Here is a 25,020-nt window from a genome sequence, read left to right as displayed (position 1 = left end):
GCAAACACATTCTCGTATTGATTCTCATTATTCGAGACCCACAGATCAAAAGAAGGCTTTTTAACACAATAATCCAATAAAAATCATAAGCTTATTTTATTTAACATCCAGTCACTTCCAAGCCTAAAAGCATCTTCAAATCCACAAAATACAATCATAACTTTTATTTATAATAGATAATTCACACCGTGGAACATATTAGCATATCTAAATAATAGTAAAAAAGGCTTTAAAAAGGACAATTCATTTGAATTTAAAAATATTTTTATCAATTGTTTGTGGATAAGTTAAAATTTTAAAATAGTTCTTCTGACTCATTTTTTAAGAGGAATTTTTAACGATTTTGAAATTTAATATGCAAATAAATCAGTCTGTATTCATTGAATTTAGGCCTAATTGCCAAGTTACCCACATACTTATCAACATTATTTTGGTTATTAATAGAACAAAATTCAAGTGCAAAATTTAACCGTTCGTCGCTTTTTATAATGAACATTCATCTATTTTTTTTAATTTCAGCAAAATTATTTAAAATTACATAGATCATGAATTTCGAACAATTTGTAATGAAAAAACATAACTCAGCTTAAAAAACTGATTTATTTATAAAAAGCTTGCCTCTGAAATGAGAGTTAACTCGCTAATTCACAATAATTGTCAAAAAAAAAATAATAAATGGAGTAAATGCTCTATTTTTTTCAAACAAAGCTGATTAATATTGCGCTTATGGAAAAGTTCCTAAAGATGGATAAATAGATAAGGAAGAAAATATGAAAAAAATTGTATTCGCTATTGCTGCAACTTCAATCGTTGGATTTAGTTCAGCATCTCAAGCTGCGACAGATGTCTGCGTATTTGATTTATTAGGTAAGTCAGGTGAGTCATTTCAAATGGCGCAAGAATGGGCATTATCAGCAAAAAGTTGGGGCGCTGATATCAATCTCATCCCAAAACAAGACGAAGCTGTTGCAGATAACGACTTTAAAGCAGGCAAATGCGATGGCGTATTTATGACTGCAATGCGTGCACGTCAATACAATAAATTTGTGGGTTCAATCGACTCTATTGGCGGTGTGCCAAGTAATGCGATTGCACAAAAAGCCATTACTTTTGCCTTAGATGCGCGTAATGCTGCAAAAATGACCACAACATTGGGTGGTAAAAAATACGAAGTTGCTGGTATTGCACCACTTGGTTCAGCATTTATTTTTGTACGTGATAAAAATATCAACTCAATTGAAAAAGCCGCTGGTAAAAAGTTTGCTGTTTTAAGCTATGATAGCGCTCAAAAAATTCTAGTACAACGTGTTGGTGCACAAGCTGTTCCTTCAGATATCACAAACTTTGTTGCAAAATTTAACAATGGTCAAGTTGATATGGTCGGAGCACCTGCTTATGCCTACAAACCTCTTGAAATTCAAAAAGGTTTAGGTGCAAATGGGGCAATGTTTAACTTCCCAGTATTACAAGTAACTGCTGACTTTGTCATCCGTCCTGAAAAATTCCCTGCAGGCTTTGGTCAAAAATCTCGTGATTATTTTGTGAAAAACTTGCCAAAAAGCTTTGCTATGATTAATCGTCTAGAAGCAACTATTCCAGCAAAATACAAAATGAATTTAACCGCTGAAGATAAACTGAAATACCAAAAGTTAATGCGTGATGGCCGTTTAGAACTGACTAAACAAGGTATTTATGACGCAGGTATGATGTCTGTGTTGAAAAAAGCACGTTGTTCAGTAGATAAAGCCAACTTTGAATGTACGCTTGGTGGTGAATAATACTTTAGATGAAATAAGCTAAAGCCTACAAAAAACCAGCTTTGATAAGCTGGTTTTTTTGCTTTAAATTTTTAAATAGAAGCAAAAGTACTATCAAAATTAAAATAACGATATAAAAAAGGGAATAAACCGAGGTCTATTCCCTTATTTACTGGTTAGAATGAGTTTAATTAAGCATCAATATCTGCATTTAATGCATTTTCCTCAATGAACGCACGACGTGGTTCTACATCATCGCCCATTAAACATGCAAACATACGATCGGCTTCAATCGCATCATCAATGGTCACTTGCAGCATATTACGGTTTTCAGGATCCATCGTAGTTTCCCAAAGCTGTTCAGCATTCATCTCACCCAAACCTTTATAGCGTTGGATCATCATGCCGCGACGTGAATCTGTCAAAATGTGTTGCCAAACCTGATGGAAAGTCGAAACGTTGATTTTACGTTCGCCTTTTTGCAGATAAGCACCGTCTTCTAACAAAGTGAACCAGCTCTTCGAGTTCTGCAATAAACGCTTATATTCGCCCGATGCCAATAACCCCGCATCTAATAAATAGCTATGCGGTAAATTGTGCACATAAATCGTTATACGCGGGAAATAAATCGTCGTTTTAAGCCCATCAGCAGTTTCTTTATCAAATGATTCCAAGCTCAACACTGGACGTAAACTTGGTTGCGTTGTTTCGATCGCAGCACGAAGTTTTTCACCCCATTGTTGTACATAATCTTGGTCATGATTTTGATCAAGTTTAAAATGCTCAAGACTTAACAAACCATCAAGCAGAGTCGCAGGATAGCGCACGGTTAAACGCTGCAAACTTTTTTGAGAGGTTTGATAATCGGCAATCACTTTCTCTAGTGCTACACCACGAATTGCAGGCGCTTCAGCATTGACACGTAATTCAAGTTCATCAATCGCATTTGAAATCAAATACGTTTCTAAAGCATCATTGTCTTTAATGTATTGCTCTTGCTTACCCTTTTTCAGTTTATACAGTGGTGGTTGTGCAATATAAATATAGCCACGTTCCACAAGTTCTGGCATTTGACGGAAGAAGAAAGTCAAAAGTAGGGTACGAATGTGAGAACCATCCACGTCAGCATCGGTCATGATAATGATTTTATGATAACGCAACTTGTCTGGGTTATATTCTTCACGACCGATACCGCATCCTAATGCAGTAATCAGCGTACCCACTTCCTGAGATGAAATCATCTTATCGAAACGTGCACGTTCCACATTAAGAATTTTACCTTTGAGCGGAAGAATGGCTTGCATTTTACGGTTACGGCCTTGTTTTGCAGAACCGCCCGCAGAGTCACCCTCGACTAAGTATAATTCTGAAAGTGCTGGATCTTTTTCCTGACAGTCTGCCAATTTACCTGGAAGACCGGCGATATCAAGTGCACTCTTACGACGTGTCATTTCTCGTGCTTTACGCGCAGCATCACGCGCACGTGCAGCATCAATGATTTTGCCTGCAATAGATTTTGCAGCCTGAGGATTTTCTAATAAATATTCAGAAAAGGCTTTATTCATTGCCTGCTCGACAGCAGGTTTAACTTCACTCGACACCAATTTTTCTTTAGTTTGTGATGAGAATTTAGGATCAGGTACTTTGACTGAAACAATTGCTGTTAAGCCTTCACGCGCATCATCACCACTAACCGCAACTTTCTCTTTTTTGAGTAAGTTTTCATTTTCCATATAGTTGTTTAAGCCACGCGTCAACGCTGCACGGAAACCAGCTAAATGCGTCCCACCATCTTTTTGTGGAATATTATTGGTAAAACAACGAACATTTTCTTGATAGGTATCGTTCCATTGTAAAGCAACTTCAACACCTATGCCATTTTCAGCTTGTGTGGTGAAATGGAAGATTTCATTGAGATGGGTTTTACCTTGATTGATATATTTTACAAACTCAGATAAACCACCTTCATAATCGAAGACATGTTCTAAGGCAACACGTTGATCACGTAGGACAATACGTACACCGGCATTCAAGAATGAAAGCTCACGTAAGCGACGTGCCAAAATATCGACATTAAAAATCGTTTGGCTAAACGTTTCAGTACTCGGCCAGAAACGAACAATAGTCCCTGTCGTTTCAACATCACCCACAATTTTTAACGGGTAAACTGGATCACCATGTTTATATTCTTGTTGATGAATGTGGCCAGCACGATGAATCGTAAGTTCTAGTTTGCTTGAAAGTGCATTGACTACAGATACACCTACGCCGTGCAAACCACCTGAAACCTTATAGCTATTATCATCAAACTTACCACCTGCATGCAGAATAGTAAGAATTACTTCTGCAGCAGAGACACCTTCTTCTGGGTGAATATCGGTTGGAATACCACGTCCATTATCTGCAACGCTGACTGACTCATCCTCATGAATAGTCACTAAAATTTCATCACAATGACCAGCTAAAGCTTCATCAATCGCGTTATCGACCACCTCAAATACCATATGGTGTAAGCCTGAACCATCATCAGTATCACCAATATACATACCTGGGCGTTTACGAACTGCATCTAGACCACGTAATACTTTGATACTAGAGGAATCATAAGCCTTTTCAATGGTGGGTTCTGTTTGAGAAGCTATTTGATCTTCTGAACTCATGGTTTCTCCCTAGTGAAAAATAGGTCTTTCCAAAATTGGCTAAAATCTAAAATCATGTTGCAACAACACTTACCTGACCTTGGTCAACATTGAATAACTGGTAGGAAATAGACAAATCATGTAAATGTTTTTTTACTGATTCATGGTCTAGTGTGGTAATAAAAACTTGACTACCAAGTTGGCTCAATCGCTCAATTAAACGTTGTTGTGCGCTTAAATCTAATTCTGCTGTTACATCATCTAATAATACCACAGTTTCTTTATTACAGGCATGTAACATGGCAATTTGTGATAGTTTTAAAGCCATTATCAATAACTTTTTCTGCCCTCTAGACAGTACCACATCCGCTTCACCTAATGGAGTTTTTAATCGAATATCTGCACGATGAGGCCCATATTCGGTATAACGTCGATCAACATCTTTTTGGTGATATAGAATCAAATCATGGGCTAAACCATGTTCCACATGGAACCCTGCACTGTATTCCATCTCAATCTTTAAATCGGGCAATAACTGCCCCAAATCTTCTTGTAAATATAACTTCCATTGCTCAATAATTTCGACCCGTTGAGAATGCAACATTTCACCATAATCACTAAGCATTTTGTTCCACGGCTCTAAATCGAGCAACGTCAGATTACGTTTCGTTTTAAGTAAGCTATTTCTTTGTTTTAAAGCGCGTGAATAATATTGCCATGCATGATAGAAATCTGGTTCCACGTGAAACATGAGCCAATCCAATAATTGGCGACGTGGTTTTGCACCATGATCGATAATATCAGTACTTAACGGATCAATCAGTTGCAATGGCAAGATTTTGGCAAGTTGCCCTTGGGTTGCAACAGTATCACCATTTACCTTAATTAACTGCTCACCACTTTGTAGCTTTTGCATACCAATCTTTTCGGTCAGTGATTGAGCAAAAACAATGGCGTCTGATTGATTACTTTGAATGTAATTTTTAGGGATATGTGTTCGAAAAGATCGACCTGTTGCCAATAAATGGATGGCTTCCAAAATGGAAGTTTTTCCTGAACCATTTTGTCCGTAAAAAACATTAAACGGTTGCAACTCATGGAGGGCAACCGTCTTGAGGTTTCGAACACGTTGTATATTTAAACGCGTAATATGCATGGCTATGATTTAAAAATAAATCAATTAAACACGCATCGGCATTACAACGTAAGTTTGATTAGATTGTGTTGGATCTTGTACCAATACAGATTGATTCGCTTCAGACATGGTCATTGCAACATCATCACCATCTAAAACACTTAATACCTCTAAAATATATTGAGCATTAAATGACATTTCCATAGGAGCATTGGCATATTGAATAGCTAAATCTTCAATCGCTTCATCTTGCTCAGGGTTATTGGCACGTAATTGCAAAGAATCAGCATTAAAATTTAAGAATACCCCACGTAATTTTTCATTACTTAAAATCGCAACACGTTGTAATGATTGCTTAAATACATCATGTGGAATATTTACAACTTTGTCACCACCACGTGGAATCACACGTCGATAATCAGGAAATTTCCCATCAATCAATTTAGTGGTGAAACGTACGGTAATATCGCCTTGTTCTTTATCACGGCTAGAGGTTTGAATGGTAACATTCAGCAATTCACGACCAATTAACAAAGTAAGCTGCTCATCTTCGATACTTAAAAGACGCTGTAACTCACCTACTGCTTTACGAGGAACAATGGCTTGAACCAATTGAGCAGCAGTTGAAGACGCCAATGTTTCGCACAATGCTAAACGATGTCCATCTGTGGTGACTGCGCGTAATTGATTTTCATCAATTTCCAATAATGTACCAGTTAGATAAAAACGTACATCTTGAACAGCCATTGCAAACGAAGTTTTTTCAAATAAACGCTTTAATTCACGTTCAGTCACTTTAACTTGAGTGCCCTGGCTATTTTCATTGGTTAATAGTGGATAGTCTTCAGCAGGCAACGTCCCTAAAACAAAGCGACTGTTTCCAGATTTTAAAATACAGCGCTGATCTTCAGTAATCTGTAAATCAATCAAAGCTGCTGCTGGTAAAGATTTACAAATATCAACTAACTTACGTGCAGGAACAGTGGTTTCCCCTGCTTGTAAACATGCGCCTTCAGCTAGAGTTGTACTTGCAACAAGCTCCACTTCTAAATCTGATCCAGTAATCGTAAGCGCTTGATTTGTAGCTTGAATTTTCACGTTTGAAAGAATGTTTAAAGTATGGCGACGTTCAACTGCTCCTACCACATGGGACAAAACATTAAGTAAGCTCTCTTTCGCGATTTTCAAACGCACGGTGGAATTCCTCTAACTAAATATGACAGAAAATGTGGGTAATAAATTTTTTTTAATGACGTACTATGCGGCAGTTTATGCCGCATTGCAAGCGCGTAATTTGTACAAATTTTAACTTTGTAACAGGCGCATGAGGTTTTTATAATCCTCATTAAAAATTGGATCTTCGTCGCGTAAACTTTGCACTTTTTCACATGCATGCATGACCGTACTGTGATCACGCCCGCCAAATGCCATCCCAATTTCAGGGAAACTGTCTCCAGTCAGTTCACGTGCTAGCCCCATCGCCAACTGACGTGGTCGAGCGTAAATACGTGTGCGTTTTGGCCCCACCAATTCTTTCAATGGAATTCGGAAGTATTCACTCACCACTCGCTGAATATTTTCAGTACTGATGGTTCGGGCACGAATCGCCAAGACATCTTTCAAAGACTCACGAACCACTTCTAGATCGATTGCAGAACCCTTAAAGCGCGAGATCGCCACAACTTTGTTTAAAGCGCCTTCAAGCTCACGCACATTGGCAACAACTTGTTGTGCAATAAATAAAGCGCAATTGCGAGGAAGATCTATCCCACTACTTTCAGCTTTTTTCAGCAAAATTTCGATACGTGTTTCAATATCTGGTGGTTCAACTCCAACCGATAATCCCCATGAAAAACGCGATACTAAGCGCGGATCCAATTCGGTTAATTCTTTTGGATAACGGTCAGAGGTTAAAATAATCTGTTTAGACTCATCCAATAAAGCATTGAATGTATAGAAAAATTCGACAAGACTGGCTTCTTTACCTGCCAATAAATGAATATCATCAACCAATAATAAATCTAAAGAACGGCAATTCTTTTTAAATTCTTCAACCTTACCTTTTTGCAGAGAGCTGACAAAATCTTGTACAAAACTTTCCGCAGTCATATACATTACACGCGCATTTGGTTTTGCTTGTAATAATGCATTCCCAACTGCTTGCATTAAATGCGTTTTACCAAGCCCTGTAGGACCATATAAAAATAGTGGATTATGTTGAGATTCTCCCAGTTGTGTTAAAACTTTACGACACGTTTCAGCCGCCATTTGGTTAGAACGGCCTTCAACAAATAGAGCAAAATTAAACAATGGATTTAGTTGGCGTTTCTTCACATTTTTTGCAGAAACAACTTCATATTCTTTATCTTTTTTAGCTTTTGTATGATGGGTGGGTGTAGGCGAACTTTCAAGTGCTGCTGTTGTTGTCGCAGGTTGTTCAGAGGCAGAAAGTATAGCTCCCGGACGCGAGTCGACTATAATTTCGACTTTGCGAATTCGCCCTTCAGATAATTGTTCCGCCAAAATAGAAATCAGTTCTAAATGATGTTCTTGAATGTAGCGAGTCCAATATGGATTGGGTGCATACAGTTTTAAAGTATCTTCGACTTCTTCTGCAACCAAAGGACGAATCCACATGGCAAAGACATTATCAGAGAGCTCTTGTCGCAAGCGAGTTAAGCAGTCCGTCCAAAGCATGTGAAACCCCTTCATTCAATTTTAAATTCAAAAAAGACTATTTACCCCTACCCTAGTAGGTGAAGGGGTCGCCATTCTAACCAAGTTATCCACATCTGTCATGGTTAATTCAATCTAATTCGCTCAAAAAAGCAACCTTCTGTAAATAAATTTAAATTTAAAGCAACTGTGGATAAGGTTTTCCACAAGCTGTGGATAAATTATCACAGAAAGTTATCCACAATCCATCAAATTAATAGAAACATGGATACTCACAGGGTAAGTTATTATTATTTATCTTAAAAAAGCTGTTTTCCACAGAAAAAACGCTCCCTAATAATAATAAATATAAATTTTAAATTTGAATTTATTTATAAGGATCAGGATTTCTGTGGATAAAGCTTAAGTTATGAATTTAAATTCAAAACAACACGATTTTTAAATTTAAAATTAAGAAATTAAATTTAAATTGTGAATCAGCCTATGGATAACTTTGAGGATATATCTGTGTGTAACTCTTATTTATATTATAAAATAATAAGTTATGCTGTGAATATATATTTTTAATAATTTATTCAATTTAATCTATATAAAGTTGTTGGCTGGGTAAAAATAAAGCGTCTATATAAAAGAAATGTGTATATTTATTGACAGAATAAAGAATGCACAATACAATCGCGAACCTTTAGAAAAGATCAATTTTGGAGTTTCGATATGAAACGTACATTCCAACCATCTGAATTAAAGCGCAAGCGTGTTCATGGTTTCCGTGCTCGTATGGCTACTAAGGCTGGTCGTCAAGTATTAGCTCGCCGTCGTGCAAAAGGCCGTCATAGTTTAACTGTTTAATCTTTTAAACAGTTGATAGACGACTTGGGTGTTATGTCTCTTTATAGTTTCAGTCCAGAGGTGAGAATCCACTGCGCTGCTGATTACAAAGATGTATTTGATGGTGCGCTTTTTAAAGTGCATCAACCCCATTTTATATTCTTAGCAAAAGTCACCGAACAGCCTAAAAGCCGTTTGGGTATTGTTGTTGCAAAGAAGAAAGTGCGCCGTGCGCATGAAAGAAATCGAATAAAACGTTTAACGCGTGAAAGTTTTCGCTTAAACCAGCAAAATATAGATTTGTTGGATATTGTGGTGATGCCTAAAGTTGGTATAGAAGCAGTTCCAAATGCTGAGCTTTTTCAGCAATTACAATTTGCTTGGTTAAAATTGCAGCGCATTGTTAAAAAGCACCATAAAATAGCTCAATCTTCCCCTCAAAAATAGAGGATACCAATGATTCGTTTATTGCATTGGTTGATTCGTTTCTATCAAATTGCGATTAGTCCTCTCATTGGACCTCGTTGTCGTTATATTCCGACTTGTTCTCAATATTCGTTAGAAGCAATCCATACGCACGGCGCATTAAAAGGTAGCTGGTTAGCAACCAAACGCGTGTGTCGTTGTCATCCTTGGGGTGGGTATGGTTATGATCCTGTGCCAAAAAAAACAATTCGTTTTATTTCATTTCAGCAAATAGATTCTCAAACGCTTCATGTTCCTGTACCCTTGCGTGAACGTTTATTGAACCAAAATCACTCTAACCACTTGGGGTAATAGATATGCAACAATGGGCCAGGTTTGCAATCCTTGGGGCCATGTTAGTCACCGCATATTTGCTCATTTTGGCTTGGCAAAAAGACTATGGTCATGACAATACATCGAAGGCTGCGACACCGCAGGCTGTTGTAGCGCATGATGTGTCTGCCGATCTGCCAAAAGGTCAAGCAACTGCGGCCACTAGCGATGTTCCACAAGCAAATATAGCTGCTGCACAACAGAATACAGCTGCACCAGCCACAGCAAATCAACAATTGATTTCAGTACAAACTGACCTTTATCATCTTTGGATTAGTCCTAAAGGTGGTGATATTGTTCGTATTGAATTACTGAATCATGACAAGAGCAAAGACAGTGATCAGCCTTTTGTTATGCTTGAAAGTGATGCAAAACGTACCTATGTTGCGCAATCTGGGTTAATTGGATTGAATGGTCCGGACAGTAAGCCAGATCGTCCAAACTATGCGTTTGAAAAAACTGCTTATACTATTGCAGATGCCAAAGCAGCCAAGGACAAAGATGGCAAAACATCTCAAGTTTTAGCTGTACCAATGGTATTTAAAACAGCAGATGGCGTTGAAATCATCAAAACATTTACCTTTAAACAAGGTCAATATCCAATCGATGTGAGCTATCAGGTTGTCAACCGTAGTGCGCAAAATTGGCAAGGACAAATGTTTGGTCAAATTAAGCGTGATAACTCAGATGATCCAGGAAAAACCTCGCAAGGGATTTTTACACTTGGAACATATTTGGGTGGCGCTTGGGGTACCCCTGATGAGCATTATAACAAGCTAAAATTTGCAAATTTTACCGATGAAAAACTCAACACTGAAGCAAAAGGCGGATGGGTTGCGATTGTTCAGCATTATTTTGTAAGTGCTTGGATGCCAGGTCATTTTGGCGGTCAAGAATACACAGCAAAATTGGAATCTCGTAAATCTGCAGATGGTATGAATATCATCGGGTTTACTTCTCCAACCATCAATGTTCCAGCTGGAAAAGCAATGAGCATTGATGCAACGTTCTACTCAGGTCCAAAAATTCAATCTGAATTAAAAGACTTGGCTGTTGGTTTAAACCAAACTGTAGACTATGGTTGGTTATGGCCAATTGCAAAATTATTATTTGCTGGCTTACAGTTCTTCCATAATCTTGTGGGTAACTGGGGCTGGTCAATTATCTTATTGACTGTATTGGTTAAGCTTATTCTTTGGCCTTTGTCGTCTAAGAGCTATCGCTCTATGGCGAAAATGCGTGTGATTGCACCTGAAATGCAACGCATGAAAGAAGAGTTTGGTGAAGACCGCATGCGTTTCTCACAAGAAATGATGGCGCTTTACAAACGTGAGCAAGTTAATCCACTTGCGGGTTGTCTACCATTGTTGTTGCAAATGCCAATCTTCTTAGCATTGTATTGGGTATTGATGGAATCTGTTGAGCTTCGTCATGCACCATGGATGCTTTGGATTCAAGATTTATCTGCAATGGATCCTTGGTTTATTTTGCCGTTGATCATGGGTGTAACGATGTTTGTTCAACAAATGTTGAACCCACAACCTACTGATCCAATGCAAGCTAAAGTCTTCAAAATCATGCCGATCATGTTTACAGTATTTATGCTGTTCTTCCCTTCAGGCTTGGTTTTATACTGGATTGTGAACAACTCGATCACGATTCTGCAACAATGGTTTATCAACAAAAATGTTGCTAAAGCCAAAGTCGCAAGCGAAGTGGTTTAATCTTCATAGATTAAGCAATAGCTGAAAAAATCCGCTTAAGATGGTAATCTTAGGCGGATTTTTTTATTGTCAAAGTTTGAGTAATTTAGATGAGCAACCCTGTAAGCCAAACCACAATTGCAGCAATTGCGACTCCACCTGGACGTGGTGGTGTAGGTGTGATTCGTCTATCTGGTCCTAAGGCTTATGCGATTGCACAAGCTTTAACTCAAAAAGTGCTTCCTCAAGCGCGCTTTGCTGGTTTTCGTCAGTTTTTTGATGAAAAAGGTGAAGTGATGGATGAGGGCCTAGCAATTTGCTTTCCAAATCCAAACTCGTTTACGGGTGAAGATGTGGTGGAATTGCAGGGACATGGTGGTCCTGTAATTCAAAATGCACTTCTTGCACGATTGTTTGAGCTGGGTGCTATCGCCGCCAAAGCAGGCGAGTTTTCCATGCGAGCCTTTGAAAATGGCAAAATGGACTTGGTTCAAGCTGAAGCGATTGCAGATTTAATTGATGCGACCTCACAAGCAGCTGCACGTTCAGCAGTACGTTCTTTGCAAGGTGCGTTTTCCAATAAAGTGAATACCGTGTTGGAAAAACTGATTCATTTACGTTTGCATGTTGAAGCGGCGATTGATTTTCCTGAAGAGGAAATTGACTTTTTGGCAGATGGAAAAATTCTTCATCTGCTTGAAGATGTGCAATCTTCTGTTTCTGCTGTACAACACTCTGCGCGCCAGGGACAGTTATTACGTGAAGGTCTGCAAGTGGTGATTGCAGGTAAGCCCAATGCGGGTAAATCTTCGTTATTGAATGCCTTGGCGGGAAATGACCGTGCCATTGTTACGGATATCGCAGGAACAACACGTGATGTACTGCATGAGAAAATTACTTTAAATGGCTTGCCTATCACACTGACCGATACTGCGGGCTTACGTGAAACAGGTGATGTGGTCGAAAAAGAAGGCATTCGCCGAGCAATCAAAGAAATTGAACAAGCGGATTTATTACTTTTGGTCTATGATCTCAGCCAAGGTGAAAATCCTTTAGCACTTGCTGAGCGCTATTTTGAAGATCATTTAGAAACTAAACGCTTGATGTTGATTGGGAATAAGTGTGATTTAACTACACATTCACCTGAATTAAGTGATTTTCAAGGTTTTCGCCATATTAGCGTGTCGGCCAAGCAGGAAATGGGCGTACAAGCGCTTATAGATGCGATTACAGCGCATGCTGGCTTCCATCCTGAAGAAGATACCTTTATTGCACGGACTCGCCATTTAGACGCAATGAAGCGCACTCAGCACTATCTTGCAGAAGCACATGAGCAACTTGAGGTCTATCATGCGGGTGAACTGGTCGCTGAATCGTTGCGTTTAGCACAGAATGCCTTAGCTGAGATCACAGGCGATTTTAGTGCTGATGATCTGTTAGGGGTAATTTTTGGCTCGTTCTGTATTGGAAAGTAATCTTTTACTGTAAAAGATTAAAAGTGGACATGAGTCCGCTTTTTTTGATGAAAAGTTGTGCTTTTGTAAGCTGAATTTACATCAATCTTATAATTGTTTACTGTAAGATCAATTACATATTCAACAAAGGCTTCTTTTCATGAAAAAAACTCCTTTATTGCTTGCGATTGCTGTTTTAGTGATGACGTCAAATGTTTGGGCAGGTAAAGATGATCATGTGATTATTCAAGAAGCTGCCAAAAACAAGATCACCATTGGACAAGCAATACGTGCCAATGATGAAACAGCTGTTACCTTGACGGGGACAATTGTTCGTCAAATAAAACATGAACATTATGAGCTAAAAGACAGTACAGGAACCATCGGGATCGAAGTGGATGATGATCTTATCGATTTAAAAAAGTTAAAACCGGGTACCAAAGTTAAAGTTGTAGGGGAAGTGGATACTCACCGCTATAAACCCACTGATATAGAAGTGGTTAAAATTGAGATTATTCAATAATCGATTTTAACCAACATCTAGGCGCACAGCGCCTAGATGTTTGATCTAGCTTTAGTTTTTAAATGACTGATCAATAAATAAATACATAAGATACCAATTCCTGCACAAAAGCCTAAAACACCAACCATTAAACCGAAATGATCAGATAAAAAGCCTGCGCTAATGATCGGCACAATGGTACCAAAATAGGCAATAAACAAATAAGTGGAAACCACAGCTGCCCGATTTTCAACATTGGTCATGTGGTGAATCAATGCAAAAGCACTCAGTAACGTTAAACCATGCCCCATTCCGACCAAAACCACACTCAAAAAGAATAAGAAACTCCACTGCATGGTCATACAGATCGATAAGATAATATAGCTGGAAATCAATAAGACTAAGCCAGTATTCAATGCTTTATGCATATCAAAAGACTTTGCGATAAATTGGACGATTGCAGAAACCATTAAGATACTGGCAATGGTTGCACCACTGACCAATGGCCCATGCCAAGGAATCACATCTCGAATAAAGGAGGGTGCTAATGAGGCAAATAAACTAAATGAGCCAAAAGCACAGAATGCGGTAAAACTGGCGATATAAAACAGTTTTTTAAATTGAGCTTCTGGCAGTTGTAAGTGGGGCGCAATAGAAAATGGCTGCCTTTCAAACCTCATGGTTTTAATCGTAAATAAACTCAGCAAACTGATGATTGCTGCAACAATTACGGGTAAATAAGGTGTGACAAGTGGGCGATCAGAAAATTGTGCGATTGCACCACCAATAAACGGGCCAAGTCCAAAGCCAATCACGGTAATAATTGAACTTAACTGTGCTGCATTCTGCTTATGTGAGTCAGGAATGGTATAAATCAAACCTAACATTGCGGAGGTACTGATCAACCCAGAGGCAATACCAATAATAAAGCGCCCAAATCCAAGCAAATATGTGGTTGATGCAAACACTGAAAGTGTTAAGCCAATCACAGCAAACAATAGCCCGATTTGTAAGGTACGAATAAAACCAAAACTATTACTGCTACGTCCTAAAAATAATAATGTGGTTAAGCAACCAAACATATAGGCCACGAAAATATAGGTGATCTGGCTTGGAAGTAATTGCCAAAGTTGTTGATAAATTGGATATAAGGGGCTAGCAAGCGCTGTACCAATCGTACCAATACATAAGGCTAGGCTGATCATTAAAAATGAACGCCATGATTGTTGATTCATAAATATAGGACTTCAAATGCAAATGTTTTGCAGATAAAAATGCCAAACCTGTTCAATACAAAGTTCGGCATGGAAGGAATTGAGTATGGAAAGATTAAAACTTAATCAGTAAAGGGTCAATGGAAACTTAAACATTCAAGCACAGATGACTGTGAATTGAGTTATGAATAGCGTTTTAGCAACTTTAAAAATTCTTGTAATTCAGCTTCATCCACGGCTTGAGTGTCTTTAATCACATGCTCGGTTAAATGCTGCTCAATCAATTCATTCATTAAGCCATTCACGGCACCTTTAATTGCCGCAACTTGCTGTAAAACGCTGATACATGAGCTGCTTTGATCATTCAAAGCTTCTTCAATCGCATGAATTTGTCCTTTTAGTCGTTTCACACGATTGAGGACTTTTTTATCTTGATGTAAATGACTCATAAACTAATCCGCTATTTTATATACTCCCTTATAGTATATTTTAAATTGAAATTATATACTTGAGGGGAGTATATAGGATCATGTCTCATGCAATTCAAAACCATTCAGCGAAAGCATAGCCATCAATTTGATCAAGGTAATCCTTTAGCACAAAAGAAAATCTTATGGGCGACCATTTTGACTGGATTGATGATGTTTTTTGAGATTGCGGGAGGCTGGATTTTTAATTCCATGGCATTACTCGCAGATGGTTGGCATATGAGTTCGCATATGCTGGCATTAGGCTTGGCTTATGCTGCTTATCGAGCCGCTCATTATTATGCGCAGGATTCGCGTTTTAGTTTTGGCACATGGAAGATTGAAATTCTTGCTGGCTATAGCAGTGCAATTCTATTGATGGTGGTGGCCTTATTTATGGCCTTCCAGTCGCTAGTGCGTTTATTTCATCCTGTACAGATTCATTATAATGAAGCGATTTTGATTGCTATTTTAGGCTTATTGGTCAATTTGGTTTGTGCATGGTTATTACACGATCATGCTGACCATCACCATCACCATCACCATCACCATCATTCACATATGCATAATGACCATCATGGACATGATTTAAATCAAAAAGCTGCGTTTTTACATGTGGTTGCAGATGCACTGACCTCTGTCTTGGCGATTATTGCACTCTTTGCTGCAAAGTATTTGGGTTGGGATTTTTTGGATGCTGTATTGGGGATTGTTGGGGCAATTTTAGTCGGACGTTGGTCATTGGGTTTAATCAAAGAAACGGCCCAAACATTATTGGATGCGGAAATGGATGATCCTATCGTCGAGGAAGTACGTAAAGTGATTGAGCGTCTAAATTTTGAAGCCAAAATAACCGATATTCATGTGTGGAAAGTTGCTAAAGGCAAATTTTCAGTGATTTTAGCGCTTGAATCCAATGATAAAAATTTAAATGCAGATCAGGTACGTCATGCTTTATCTATTCATAAACAATTGGTGCATATTTCTGTTGAAATCAATAAAACCGCGATGTTTAGTTGGGTTTCACGTGAAACCTGAGCAAGAATAAAGTACAGCTTTTTTAACAGTTCAAGGTACTGTGATTGGCAGAGAACCATTGCAATCAGAGATAAGGATCAATCACAGTTTTTAAACAAGTCAGTTGATGAATTATGCTTTAATGCATCTCAATATTTATTTTGATTTTATCGATTTATGTTAAAGCAATTTATCGCATTGAGCTTAAGCCTAGCTTTTTGTACAGCTGGTTTTGCCAGTGTTGAAACTGTGAAAGCAAAATTAGCCCAGCAGTATCCCAATGTAAAAATTAATAATCTGCAAATCACAGAAATGCAGGGTTTATATAGTGGAACCTTGGATAATCAAATTGTTTATGTCAATGAGGATGCTCAGCATTTATTTATTGGTTCAATGATTCGTTTGAAAGATCAGCATAATTTAACTAAAGATTTAGCAGTTAAAGAAAATACTATAGATTTTAAAGCCTTACCTTTGAATGATGCGGTAAAAACAGTCAGGGGGAATGGTAAGCGTCAGCTTGCAATCTTTTCTGACCCAAATTGCCCATATTGCAAGACTCTTGAAGGGAATTTAGCCAAGCTCAATGATGTGACAATTTATACATTTATCTATTCGATCAAAGCACAATCGATTTTGCCATCTAAGCAAGTATGGTGTTCTGTAAATAAAGAATATGCATGGAAAAATTTAATTCAAAATGGGATTAAGCCGACAGCGCCAGCAAATTGTGCAACCCCTATCGAGCGTAATTTGGAATTGGGTAAAAAATTAGGTTTGCATGGAACACCAGCGATTATTTTCTCAAATGGTTATAAAGTCATGGGCGCCTACCCTGCTGAAGAAATTGAGAAAATATGGAAAAATTTTGGATTATAAACAATACTTAGAAAGCTAACGGCGTAAAAAAGCACCCATTCAAGGTGCTTTTTTTATGGAGAAGAAAATTTAAGTACGTTTGGCAATTATGTTATAGATAAAGAGTACAACTATTGCGCCAATGACTGAGGCAATAAATCCAGCTGAGGCACCTTTTGGATATAAGCCGAGTAATTGACCACCATAGGTTGCAACTAATGAACCTACAATACCAAGTGCTGTTGTTACAATGAAACCAGCTTTGTCATCGCCTGGATGAATCGCACGTGCAATCAAACCTGCAATAAAACCAATCACAATTGCACTAATCAGTGACATCATAATCTTTCTCCTTTTTCTTTATTTTGTCGTGAGTTACTGTGTCGAATGAGTTTAATAATCAAATATTCTGTTGTGAAGTAAAAGCGCTTATTTGCTACAAGTTGTTGCATTTTTGTTCACTATAACAGCTAAAAAAATAAAAAAAAGCGACCGAAGTCGCTTAACTCATTTTAGTTAAAATGATGTGATGAAGTCTCAATTAAAGACCAATTTCTCCAATAAATGGAATATGACGATATTTTTGATCATAGTCTAAGCCATAGCCCACAATGAATTTATCTTCAACTTCAAAGCCAAGAAATTTCACGTCTAAATCGATTTCACGGCGAGACGGTTTGCTGACTAAAGTACAAAGCTCGATCGAGTTGGGATGCCGTGTACTTAAAATTTCCAATACTTTGCTTAAGGTATTGCCAGAGTCAATAATATCTTCTACCACTAAGATATCCTTACCGCGAATTTCGCCATCTAAATCTTTGAGAATTCTGACATCACGAGAAGATGTTGTACTGCCACCATAGCTTGAAACGGTCATAAAATCGAGTTCATGAGTCTTGCTGATTGCACGACATAAATCAGCCATAAAGATCACTGAACCACGCAATAAACCAATTAAGACAAGTTCTTTCTCGCTATTGGCATAATGTGCATCAATTTTTTTACCAAGTTCCTGAACTTTTGCATGAATTTCTTCAGCAGAAATCATCACTTTCATTTCAATAGTCATGGGAAATACCTAAAAACGTAAACATCAAATTCTAAAATTAAAAAAGGTGTTGACTAGCAACACCCTAAAAGATGACATAATTTTAAAACATATCAGATCAAGATGCATCTTTTTTGACATTTGAAAATGTAAATGTCCTAATTTAAACCAAAATGATTAATGTGCATCACGTTTTAAAATGAATGCACAGATCACAAAAACTGTACCAATCAAAATTAGTTTTTTCTTCGATTTACGCGTTTTTTGTTTCGCTTTGCTCATAGGTTTTTTGTCCATAAATATAGGTGGCTTGAATATTACGATCATCCCCCATGGTAAATAAGGCAAATAATGCATCGTCTATGTTTTTAGCACGTTCCTGACGCAGTTGTTGTAGTGGCGTTGCTTTTAAATCTAGCACAACAAAATCGGCTTCTTTACCGATATTGAAATTGCCCAATTGCTCATCCAAATGTAACGCTTTCGCTCCACCCAGTGTTGCATGGTAAAGCGCTTCCATTGCCGAAAGTTTATCACCTTGGAGTTGTTGCACTTTGTAGGCTTCATTGAGGGTTTGTAATTGGCAAAAGGCTGTTCCTGCACCAATATCTGTCCCTAAGCCGACTTTCACCTGTTTTTCCCAGGATTTTTTTAATGGGAATAAACCACTTCCCAAAAATAAATTGGATGTCGGGCAAAATGCAATCGCTGAATCAGTTGCATGCATACAATCCCACTCATGCTCTTCTAAATGAACACAATGTGCGAAAACAGAACGCTCTCCTGTTAAACCATAGTGGTGATAGACATCCAGATAACCTTTCTGCTCTGGGAATAAGTCTTTGACCCATGCAATTTCATTTTTATTTTCACTAAGATGGGTATGCACATATACCGTTGGATACTCTGCTTTTAACTGGCCTGCTTTTGCCAATTGCTCAGGTGTAGAGGTTGGAGCAAAACGCGGGGTAATGGCATATAGGTTACGACCTTTACCATGCCATTTTTCAATCAGTGCTTTAGAGTCAATATATGCACTTTCAGCAGTATCTGTGAGTGCTTCAGGTGCATGACGATCCATCATGACTTTACCTGCGATTAAACGCATCTGATGCTGTTCTGCAGCTTCAAACAAGGCATCGACTGATTGCGGATGTACTGTACAAAAAACCAGTGCTGTCGTGGTGCCATTTTTAAGTAATTCTTGGACAAAAAACTGTGCGATTTTGTCGGCATAGGTTTTATCTGCAAACTGAATTTCTGTTGGAAAAGTATAAGTATTTAACCATTCTAAAAGTTGTTCACCATATGCACCCACCATTTCTGTTTGAGGAAAATGGATATGGGTGTCTATAAAACCAGGCACAATCAGTTGTTCTGGGTAGTGATCAATTTGAATATCATCTGTCAGGTGAGACTGTGCATTTTCCCAAGGGCCAAACCATGTGATTTTACCTTGCTCTGTGATGAGTAAACCATCTTCGATATAACGAACTTCATCAAATATTTGAGCTGCTTGAGAAACGGTATTTTTAATATCAAGAAAACGCCCACGAACCGCTGTTTTCTGTACAACACAAGACATGTAAAACCTGCAATTTATCCTTTTTTCGATTGATTGTACCTGAAATTTGTATCAGGTGTTGTATGCAGTTTTACGCGAAAGCATTCTAAAAAATTGAATAATGTTATTTTTTATTGTTTTAGCAGCGAGAATTTTTTATCGAAATATAACTAAAATTAGTGGTTAAAGGCATATTCTATATTGTGAGTTTATCTTTATAACAATAATCGGTAGAGTCTAGTAAAATGGTGAAATAAGACAATAATGGACAATACTAGGCAGTTAAAACAGATCATCTATTCATGTCCTGAATTGATGCTCCGATTACAGTATTTGCGAGATATTCATGCACATGCATATTTGAGTGCAGGTGTAATTCGTAACTTGGTATGGTCTATTTTACATCATCAGGGTTATGGATTTGATCAGATTGAAATCGATGTTATTTTCTATGATTTAAATGATCAACAAGGCCTTAAAGAGCAACGTTTGACTGAATTGTTAAAGCAAAAATTTCCCAATAATGAATGGGATGTGGTTAATCAAGCCTATGTGCATTTGTGGTATAAAACAGATGATGGATGTTCTATCTCTCAATACCAATCCTTATTCGATGCTTTATCCGTATGGGTTGAAACGGCAACTGCAATTGCAGTACGTTTACTTGAAAATGATGATATCGAAATTATTGCGCCGTTTGGACTAAATGATTTGTTTGAATTAAAATTAAGATGGAATAAACGTTTAGTCAGTTATCCAGTTTTTTTAGCACGGATTCAGGCTAAACACTTTTTGATCAGATGGGAAAAGCTGCTTGTTGTGGATGATTAGGCGATCAGGATTTAAATCAATCAAAGCATAGTGAAGAGCATACTCCAAGACAACAGATGGCTATTACAACAGATGATTATGCTGATGGATAAAGATTTCATTTCCATACTGTCTATACAATTTAAATCGTTGAGTATTATTGTTGATCATAAAAAAGCCTTCCAATTGGAAGGCTTGATCTAGTGTTTATAAAGTTGTTTCATGGTGCTTTTTGCTATGGCGAATAGAGAGCCAAGCTGTAATTGCCAAGACAATCACAATGAAACCTAACGAAATCCAAATCGGCATATGGAAGACATCCAGCATTAACATTTTAAAGCCAATGAAGACTAAGATGATGCCTAGGCCATAAGGCAAGTAATGCATTTTAGACGCGGCACCCGACAATAAGAAGAACATTGCACGTAGACCTAAGATCGCCATTAAATTCGCAGTTAATACAATAAAGGGGTCACTGGTCACCGCAAAAATCGCAGGAATAGAATCGACCGCAAAGATCACATCGGAAGCTTCAACTAAAATTAAGACAAGGAATAACGGGGTTGCCCACAACACGCCATTTTGACGAACAAAGAATTGAGCACCTTCTAATTTTGGGGTGATTCGCATGTGTTTACGCAACCATTTTAGAATAGCCATATCTTCGATATTGGTTTCTTCTTCATCCTGTCCTTTAAGGAATTTATAGCCAGTATAAACCAAGAAAGCACCAAAGAGATAAAGCACCCAAGAGAATTCTTGAACGAACCATGCGCCAATAAAAATAAAGATGGTACGTAAAATAATTGCACCTAATACACCATAGAGCAGAATTTTACGTTGTAAGCCTTGTGGAATTGCAAATGCAGCAAAAATCATCAACCAGACAAAGACATTGTCGATCGCTAACGATTTTTCAAGTAGATAACCTGCAAAGTATTCCATGACTTTGCTATTGGCAATAGAAACACCCGCGGTCTGTTGTAAATACAGCCATAAACCACCACCAAATAATGCTGCAACACTGACCCATGCAATGCTCCAATAGGCAGCAGTTTTAATTTTGACTTCTTGCCCTTCTTTTTGTTTAAAGCCTAAAAAGTCGATCAGTAGCATGACAATAACAATAGCGAAGAACGCTAGATACAGCCATGGATTGCCAATAGTTTCCATAAAACTCTCCGAATCTGGCAATCAGGCATAAAAAAACCTTGACCTGTTGCCAGATGATTAAACATCTGTGTCAACATGATCAAGGTCTTGCCTACATTTGAGTTATGTACATCAATCTCAAATGCTCAGATACCGGCTTTTTTCAAAGCGTAATGACGATATTCTGATTAAAGGAGGCTACTCCCCTTGTTCAATATACTGTGTAAGAAATCTTTCATTTCTTAATATCTAGTGAGAATCGCATATTTATTAAAAATGTGCAAATTTTGAATGTATTTTTATGTAGTTTATTTTATGTACAAAATTCAGCGCTGGTTTTTAGCGCAACAAAAGCTGGATTAAGTGTTGAATTATGATGCTGAATAATACGGTCAGCATTGAGAACCTTTGAATCGATTGTGCTATGCGCATCTGAAATTAATATCACTTTATAATTTAAGTCTTTTGCCGCACGACTTGTGCTATCGATACAAAATTCAGTTTTTAAACCACAGATGATCACTTCTTCAACATTTAACGACTCTAATTGTTGTGCTAAATCTGTTTGGAAAAAGCAATTTGGCCGTGTTTTTTCTAAGATGTAATCTGTATTAGGATCAATATTTAATTCAGCGATCAGTTGAGTCATTGGACTATTTGGGGCGAGTCCTGTGTCTGCTAGACCAACATGACGAATCGCAAAAATCGGAATGTGTTTAACACGCGCATATTCAATGAGCTGATTGATGTTTTTCAACAATTGATCAGCTTGAAATGGAGGATGCTGTGCATGAAATAGGCCATTTTGTAGATCAATAACGAGTAAGGCTTGTTTATTGTGATACTCAGACATGAGTTTCTCCGTAAATATTGACCAAATCACGGAGCAAAAAATAACCCCGCTCATTGGCAGGGTTGGTTTCTACATTTTATTTTAAATGTATACGACCACACTGCCGATGCAGCGTGGTGGTTAATAATTTAAATAAAATGATGGGTTGCATTGATGATCATTGTTTTATCAAAGTACTTTAATGTAAGTTAAAGTTTTTAACTCAGCATGTCACTTTAAATCTTGTAAAAAGATATTTAGGGTCTGTTGGCATTTCATAAATGGCTTGCGTTGTAGGTTAAAATTGAGCAGGCAAGGCATTAAACGAAGAGAATAGTGGGTCTATTTTCGAGTTTCATAACGAAGGCTGAGATAATTTTAACCACAACCCTTCGGGACTAGTGTGTTTTTTGCCGCTACGTGTTACCTTGCGAAACGATGTTTCTCATTATTTAGAATGACTAAATTTCGTATTTCGCGCCTAGTATCGCCTAAAAAACACACGTAGTCGCAAACGTAGACGAATTGTCAACAGACCCTATTTTTTTGAATAAAATCTTTACGTTGTACAAGCACTAAAGCTAACAGGGTCCCAAGAACAGCAATCATACCGCCAACGATGCCAATCTGATTGAGCCCATAATTGGTAGTCACTATGCCACCCAGCAAAGCACCTCCCCCAATGCCCACATTATAGAGCCCTGAATAAATCGCCATTGCGACATCAGTTGCATCAGAAGCTAAAGCCAAGGTTTTAGCTTGTTGAGCTAAGCTAAAGCAAATAATTGCCATACCCCAAAATAAACTCAGTAGACTAAAGTTGGTAAAATCAGTGCTCAGTGAAGTCAACAATAACATCGAAACAGCCAATACAGCACTACTTAATGGTATTGGAAATTTTGGATATTTTTTGGCAAATTTACCAAATAAATAAGAGCCAAAGAAACCCGCTGCGCCATAGATTAATAATAAGGTTGTAGTCTGTGTCGAGCTAAAATGCGCAACATTCAGAGCAAAAGGTTCAATATAACTGTATGCGGTAAATTGCGCGGTAATCACAATAATGGTCAGAGCAAAAACAATCATTAGGCTTGGGCGTTTTAAAAATACCTTTAAACTACTCAGAGAACCTGAATTGACGCTTGGTAAGCGTGGCAATGTTTTGGCTAAGATGACGCAAACTATAGCTGCACCCATTGCAATCAAAGCGAAAGTATTACGCCAACCATAAGATTCACCAATCATTCGTCCAAATGGAATACCTAAAACCATCGCCAATGCTGTACCTGTGGCCAATAGCCCCAAAGCTTGAAATTCCTTACCTTTGGGGGCGACTCGTACTGCCAGTGATGCTGTGATTGACCAAAATAAAGCATGAGAAAATGCGATACCAATTCGACTGATCAGGAGTACATCGAAACTCCATGCAAAATAAGATAATGCATGACTGGCCACAAAGACCATAAACAAGATGATCAGTAAAAACCGTCGTTCAATATTTTTGGTCAATAACATGATCGGCAATGAAATGGGTGCAACGACCCATGCATATAGAGTAATCATGATGCCAACATCAGTTGCAGGCATCGCAAAGCTTTTTCCAATGTCACTCAGTAAAGCAACAGGAACGAATTCTGTGGTATTGAAAATAAATGCTGCAAAAGCAAGGCTAATCACACTGATCCATTGCTGGGATTCACTGGGGGCAGATTGTGGTGTTGAAGTTTGGGGAGATAAGGCAGACATGGTCAATATTAAAAGAGGTTAGCGCTAAATTTTAGGCTGAATTGTGGATAAAGTTAAGCTAAGTTTGTTGTATAAAAAATAGAACTGTCAGACAAAATTTAACAATAATTCAAATATAGTTATGGCATTTTGAATAGGCCTATAAATTTAAACGTATATAAGAGTAAATAAAATGTTAGAAATCAGACATAAAGATGATGGTAAAAAAGGTGAATTTTATATTGGTGAAGAAGGTCACCATTTGGCTGAAATGGCGTACACATGGGCGGGTGAAAATATGTTGATTATTGATCATACAGTTGTAGAAGATGAATTGCGTGGTCAAAGTGTAGGTCGAAAATTATTAGATCAAGTTGTAGAAATGGCACGCTCAAAGAATGTAAAAATTATTCCACTCTGCCCTTTTTCAAAATCAGTGTTTGATAAAGATCAATCGATTCAGGATGTTTTGAAATCTTAAGTTTGCTTTGCTACAGTGGAATAGTGTTTAGAACATCCATGAGAAAAATATATGCAATTCCAACATGTAGATAATCAACAAAAAGGTGAATTTTACTTCGATAATGAACAAGGTAAGCGAATTGCTGAGATCAGTTATTTATGGCATGGTGAGCATCAGATCATTGCGAACCATACCTGGGTAGATGACTCCTTGCGTGGTCAAGGAATTGCGCGTCAGTTGTTGGATACTTTGGTTGAATTTGCACGTGAAAAGAAGCTTAAAATTGTACCAACTTGTTCCTATGTCGAAGTCATGTTTAAACGTGATAAAAGTTTTGTTGATGTGAAAGCTTAGCTGTATTGTGTGCCCAATGCTCAT

General features: G+C 37.8%; 24 protein-coding genes. 12 read left to right on the top strand and 12 right to left on the bottom strand.

Features of this window, described 5'->3' with window-relative positions:
- The first annotated feature begins 770 nt into the window (after positions 1–770).
- Positions 771–1,778: a putative solute-binding protein gene (locus WFN33_RS19210; RefSeq protein ID WP_336954631.1), complete on the top strand. Its 1,008-nt coding sequence runs from the start codon at positions 771–773 to the stop codon at positions 1,776–1,778.
- A gap of 170 nt (positions 1,779–1,948) precedes the next feature.
- Here WFN33_RS19210 and gyrB read toward each other — a convergent pair whose 3' ends face one another.
- The 4 genes from gyrB to dnaA all read right to left on the bottom strand — a co-directional run bounded on the left by gyrB (position 1,949) and on the right by dnaA (position 8,228).
- Positions 1,949–4,417 carry a DNA topoisomerase (ATP-hydrolyzing) subunit B gene (gene gyrB / locus WFN33_RS19205; protein ID WP_336954629.1) on the bottom strand — a complete coding sequence of 823 codons (2,469 nt, stop codon included), beginning with the start codon at positions 4,415–4,417 and terminating at the stop codon, positions 1,949–1,951.
- Positions 4,418–4,469: 52 nt separating this feature from the next.
- Positions 4,470–5,552 (bottom strand): DNA replication/repair protein RecF, encoded by a 1,083-nt coding sequence (gene recF, locus WFN33_RS19200; RefSeq protein ID WP_336954627.1) that lies wholly within the window; start codon positions 5,550–5,552, stop codon positions 4,470–4,472.
- Between the two features lie 24 nt (positions 5,553–5,576).
- Entirely contained in the window at positions 5,577–6,725 is a 1,149-nt protein-coding gene (gene dnaN, locus WFN33_RS19195) for a DNA polymerase III subunit beta (protein WP_336954626.1), read from the bottom strand.
- A 111-nt stretch (positions 6,726–6,836) separates the two neighbouring features.
- Positions 6,837–8,228 carry a chromosomal replication initiator protein DnaA gene (gene dnaA / locus WFN33_RS19190; RefSeq protein WP_336954624.1) on the bottom strand — a complete coding sequence of 464 codons (1,392 nt, stop codon included), beginning with the start codon at positions 8,226–8,228 and terminating at the stop codon, positions 6,837–6,839.
- 693 nt (positions 8,229–8,921) lie between these two features.
- Between dnaA and rpmH the strand changes: the two genes are divergently transcribed.
- The 6 genes from rpmH (at position 8,922) to WFN33_RS19160 (ending at position 13,513) form a co-directional block, all read left to right on the top strand.
- The gene (gene rpmH, locus WFN33_RS19185) at positions 8,922–9,056 is read left to right on the top strand and encodes a 50S ribosomal protein L34 (RefSeq protein WP_000831329.1); all 135 of its coding nucleotides are present in this window, start codon (positions 8,922–8,924) and stop codon (positions 9,054–9,056) included.
- A gap of 33 nt (positions 9,057–9,089) precedes the next feature.
- Positions 9,090–9,482: a ribonuclease P protein component gene (gene rnpA / locus WFN33_RS19180; protein ID WP_004718937.1), complete on the top strand. Its 393-nt coding sequence runs from the start codon at positions 9,090–9,092 to the stop codon at positions 9,480–9,482.
- A 9-nt stretch (positions 9,483–9,491) separates the two neighbouring features.
- Positions 9,492–9,812, top strand: a complete 321-nt coding sequence (gene yidD, locus WFN33_RS19175; protein ID WP_004718939.1) for a membrane protein insertion efficiency factor YidD — start codon at positions 9,492–9,494, stop codon at positions 9,810–9,812.
- Positions 9,813–9,817: 5 nt separating this feature from the next.
- On the top strand, positions 9,818–11,557 hold the full coding sequence (gene yidC, locus WFN33_RS19170) for a membrane protein insertase YidC (protein WP_004718941.1): 1,740 nt from the start codon (positions 9,818–9,820) through the stop codon (positions 11,555–11,557).
- Between the two features lie 89 nt (positions 11,558–11,646).
- Positions 11,647–13,011 carry a tRNA uridine-5-carboxymethylaminomethyl(34) synthesis GTPase MnmE gene (gene mnmE / locus WFN33_RS19165; RefSeq protein WP_336954623.1) on the top strand — a complete coding sequence of 455 codons (1,365 nt, stop codon included), beginning with the start codon at positions 11,647–11,649 and terminating at the stop codon, positions 13,009–13,011.
- Between the two features lie 139 nt (positions 13,012–13,150).
- Positions 13,151–13,513, top strand: a complete 363-nt coding sequence (locus WFN33_RS19160) for a NirD/YgiW/YdeI family stress tolerance protein (RefSeq protein WP_004818181.1) — start codon at positions 13,151–13,153, stop codon at positions 13,511–13,513.
- 32 nt (positions 13,514–13,545) lie between these two features.
- Here WFN33_RS19160 and WFN33_RS19155 read toward each other — a convergent pair whose 3' ends face one another.
- Positions 13,546–14,727 (bottom strand): MFS transporter, encoded by a 1,182-nt coding sequence (locus WFN33_RS19155; RefSeq protein ID WP_336954621.1) that lies wholly within the window; start codon positions 14,725–14,727, stop codon positions 13,546–13,548.
- A gap of 161 nt (positions 14,728–14,888) precedes the next feature.
- Positions 14,889–15,155, bottom strand: coding sequence for a metal/formaldehyde-sensitive transcriptional repressor (locus tag WFN33_RS19150; RefSeq protein ID WP_004818177.1), 267 nt, complete (start codon positions 15,153–15,155; stop codon positions 14,889–14,891).
- A gap of 87 nt (positions 15,156–15,242) precedes the next feature.
- Here WFN33_RS19150 and dmeF point away from each other — a divergent pair, with 87 nt between their 5' ends.
- Positions 15,243–16,211 (top strand): CDF family Co(II)/Ni(II) efflux transporter DmeF, encoded by a 969-nt coding sequence (gene dmeF, locus WFN33_RS19145; RefSeq protein ID WP_336954619.1) that lies wholly within the window; start codon positions 15,243–15,245, stop codon positions 16,209–16,211.
- Between the two features lie 156 nt (positions 16,212–16,367).
- Positions 16,368–17,069, top strand: a complete 702-nt coding sequence (locus WFN33_RS19140) for a DsbC family protein (RefSeq protein WP_336954618.1) — start codon at positions 16,368–16,370, stop codon at positions 17,067–17,069.
- A 69-nt stretch (positions 17,070–17,138) separates the two neighbouring features.
- Here WFN33_RS19140 and WFN33_RS19135 read toward each other — a convergent pair whose 3' ends face one another.
- From WFN33_RS19135 to guaD, 3 genes are all read right to left on the bottom strand, one after another.
- Positions 17,139–17,390, bottom strand: a complete 252-nt coding sequence (locus WFN33_RS19135; protein ID WP_336954617.1) for a GlsB/YeaQ/YmgE family stress response membrane protein — start codon at positions 17,388–17,390, stop codon at positions 17,139–17,141.
- Positions 17,391–17,589: 199 nt separating this feature from the next.
- Positions 17,590–18,117 (bottom strand): hypoxanthine phosphoribosyltransferase, encoded by a 528-nt coding sequence (hpt, locus tag WFN33_RS19130; RefSeq protein ID WP_336954616.1) that lies wholly within the window; start codon positions 18,115–18,117, stop codon positions 17,590–17,592.
- Positions 18,118–18,349: 232 nt separating this feature from the next.
- Positions 18,350–19,681 (bottom strand): guanine deaminase, encoded by a 1,332-nt coding sequence (gene guaD / locus WFN33_RS19125; protein WP_336954615.1) that lies wholly within the window; start codon positions 19,679–19,681, stop codon positions 18,350–18,352.
- 243 nt (positions 19,682–19,924) lie between these two features.
- On the opposite strand from guaD, the gene WFN33_RS19120 reads away from it, so the two are divergent.
- Entirely contained in the window at positions 19,925–20,491 is a 567-nt protein-coding gene (locus WFN33_RS19120) for a nucleotidyltransferase family protein (RefSeq protein WP_336954613.1), read from the top strand.
- Between the two features lie 186 nt (positions 20,492–20,677).
- On the opposite strand, the gene WFN33_RS19115 is transcribed toward WFN33_RS19120, so the two are convergent.
- The 3 genes from WFN33_RS19115 to WFN33_RS19105 form a co-directional block, all read right to left on the bottom strand.
- Positions 20,678–21,643: a TerC family protein gene (locus WFN33_RS19115; RefSeq protein WP_004718969.1), complete on the bottom strand. Its 966-nt coding sequence runs from the start codon at positions 21,641–21,643 to the stop codon at positions 20,678–20,680.
- A 292-nt stretch (positions 21,644–21,935) separates the two neighbouring features.
- Entirely contained in the window at positions 21,936–22,475 is a 540-nt protein-coding gene (locus tag WFN33_RS19110; RefSeq protein WP_336954612.1) for a cysteine hydrolase family protein, read from the bottom strand.
- A gap of 507 nt (positions 22,476–22,982) precedes the next feature.
- On the bottom strand, positions 22,983–24,200 hold the full coding sequence (locus WFN33_RS19105; RefSeq protein ID WP_336954611.1) for a sugar transporter: 1,218 nt from the start codon (positions 24,198–24,200) through the stop codon (positions 22,983–22,985).
- Positions 24,201–24,372: 172 nt separating this feature from the next.
- Here WFN33_RS19105 and WFN33_RS19100 point away from each other — a divergent pair, with 172 nt between their 5' ends.
- Both WFN33_RS19100 and WFN33_RS19095 read left to right on the top strand, forming a co-directional pair.
- Positions 24,373–24,660: a GNAT family N-acetyltransferase gene (locus WFN33_RS19100; protein WP_336954609.1), complete on the top strand. Its 288-nt coding sequence runs from the start codon at positions 24,373–24,375 to the stop codon at positions 24,658–24,660.
- Between the two features lie 51 nt (positions 24,661–24,711).
- Positions 24,712–24,996, top strand: coding sequence for a GNAT family N-acetyltransferase (locus WFN33_RS19095; protein WP_336954607.1), 285 nt, complete (start codon positions 24,712–24,714; stop codon positions 24,994–24,996).
- The last annotated feature ends 24 nt before the right edge of the window (positions 24,997–25,020 follow it).

The sequence above is a fragment of the Acinetobacter sp. AS167 genome (assembly GCF_037152175.1).
In the GTDB taxonomy this organism is placed as follows: Bacteria; Pseudomonadota; Gammaproteobacteria; order Pseudomonadales; family Moraxellaceae; genus Acinetobacter.
This window is presented reverse-complemented; position numbering and strand designations above follow the sequence as displayed.

Bases quoted from the DNA above. Each gene is read 5' to 3' on its own strand.
- WFN33_RS19210 (WP_336954631.1), top strand. From the start codon at position 771: ATGAAAAAAATTGTATTCGCTATTGCTGCAACTTCAATCGTTGGATTT.
- gyrB (WP_336954629.1), bottom strand. From the start codon at position 4,417: ATGAGTTCAGAAGATCAAATAGCTTCTCAAACAGAACCCACCATTGAA.
- recF (WP_336954627.1), bottom strand. From the start codon at position 5,552: ATGCATATTACGCGTTTAAATATACAACGTGTTCGAAACCTCAAGACG.
- dnaA (WP_336954624.1), bottom strand. From the start codon at position 8,228: ATGCTTTGGACGGACTGCTTAACTCGCTTGCGACAAGAGCTCTCTGAT.
- rpmH (WP_000831329.1), top strand. From the start codon at position 8,922: ATGAAACGTACATTCCAACCATCTGAATTAAAGCGCAAGCGTGTTCAT.
- rnpA (WP_004718937.1), top strand. From the start codon at position 9,090: ATGTCTCTTTATAGTTTCAGTCCAGAGGTGAGAATCCACTGCGCTGCT.
- yidD (WP_004718939.1), top strand. From the start codon at position 9,492: ATGATTCGTTTATTGCATTGGTTGATTCGTTTCTATCAAATTGCGATT.
- yidC (WP_004718941.1), top strand. From the start codon at position 9,818: ATGCAACAATGGGCCAGGTTTGCAATCCTTGGGGCCATGTTAGTCACC.
- mnmE (WP_336954623.1), top strand. From the start codon at position 11,647: ATGAGCAACCCTGTAAGCCAAACCACAATTGCAGCAATTGCGACTCCA.
- WFN33_RS19160 (WP_004818181.1), top strand. From the start codon at position 13,151: ATGAAAAAAACTCCTTTATTGCTTGCGATTGCTGTTTTAGTGATGACG.
- WFN33_RS19155 (WP_336954621.1), bottom strand. From the start codon at position 14,727: ATGAATCAACAATCATGGCGTTCATTTTTAATGATCAGCCTAGCCTTA.
- WFN33_RS19150 (WP_004818177.1), bottom strand. From the start codon at position 15,155: ATGAGTCATTTACATCAAGATAAAAAAGTCCTCAATCGTGTGAAACGA.
- dmeF (WP_336954619.1), top strand. From the start codon at position 15,243: ATGCAATTCAAAACCATTCAGCGAAAGCATAGCCATCAATTTGATCAA.
- WFN33_RS19140 (WP_336954618.1), top strand. From the start codon at position 16,368: ATGTTAAAGCAATTTATCGCATTGAGCTTAAGCCTAGCTTTTTGTACA.
- WFN33_RS19135 (WP_336954617.1), bottom strand. From the start codon at position 17,390: ATGATGTCACTGATTAGTGCAATTGTGATTGGTTTTATTGCAGGTTTG.
- hpt (WP_336954616.1), bottom strand. From the start codon at position 18,117: ATGACTATTGAAATGAAAGTGATGATTTCTGCTGAAGAAATTCATGCA.
- guaD (WP_336954615.1), bottom strand. From the start codon at position 19,681: ATGTCTTGTGTTGTACAGAAAACAGCGGTTCGTGGGCGTTTTCTTGAT.
- WFN33_RS19120 (WP_336954613.1), top strand. From the start codon at position 19,925: ATGGACAATACTAGGCAGTTAAAACAGATCATCTATTCATGTCCTGAA.
- WFN33_RS19115 (WP_004718969.1), bottom strand. From the start codon at position 21,643: ATGGAAACTATTGGCAATCCATGGCTGTATCTAGCGTTCTTCGCTATT.
- WFN33_RS19110 (WP_336954612.1), bottom strand. From the start codon at position 22,475: ATGTCTGAGTATCACAATAAACAAGCCTTACTCGTTATTGATCTACAA.
- WFN33_RS19105 (WP_336954611.1), bottom strand. From the start codon at position 24,200: ATGTCTGCCTTATCTCCCCAAACTTCAACACCACAATCTGCCCCCAGT.
- WFN33_RS19100 (WP_336954609.1), top strand. From the start codon at position 24,373: ATGTTAGAAATCAGACATAAAGATGATGGTAAAAAAGGTGAATTTTAT.
- WFN33_RS19095 (WP_336954607.1), top strand. From the start codon at position 24,712: ATGCAATTCCAACATGTAGATAATCAACAAAAAGGTGAATTTTACTTC.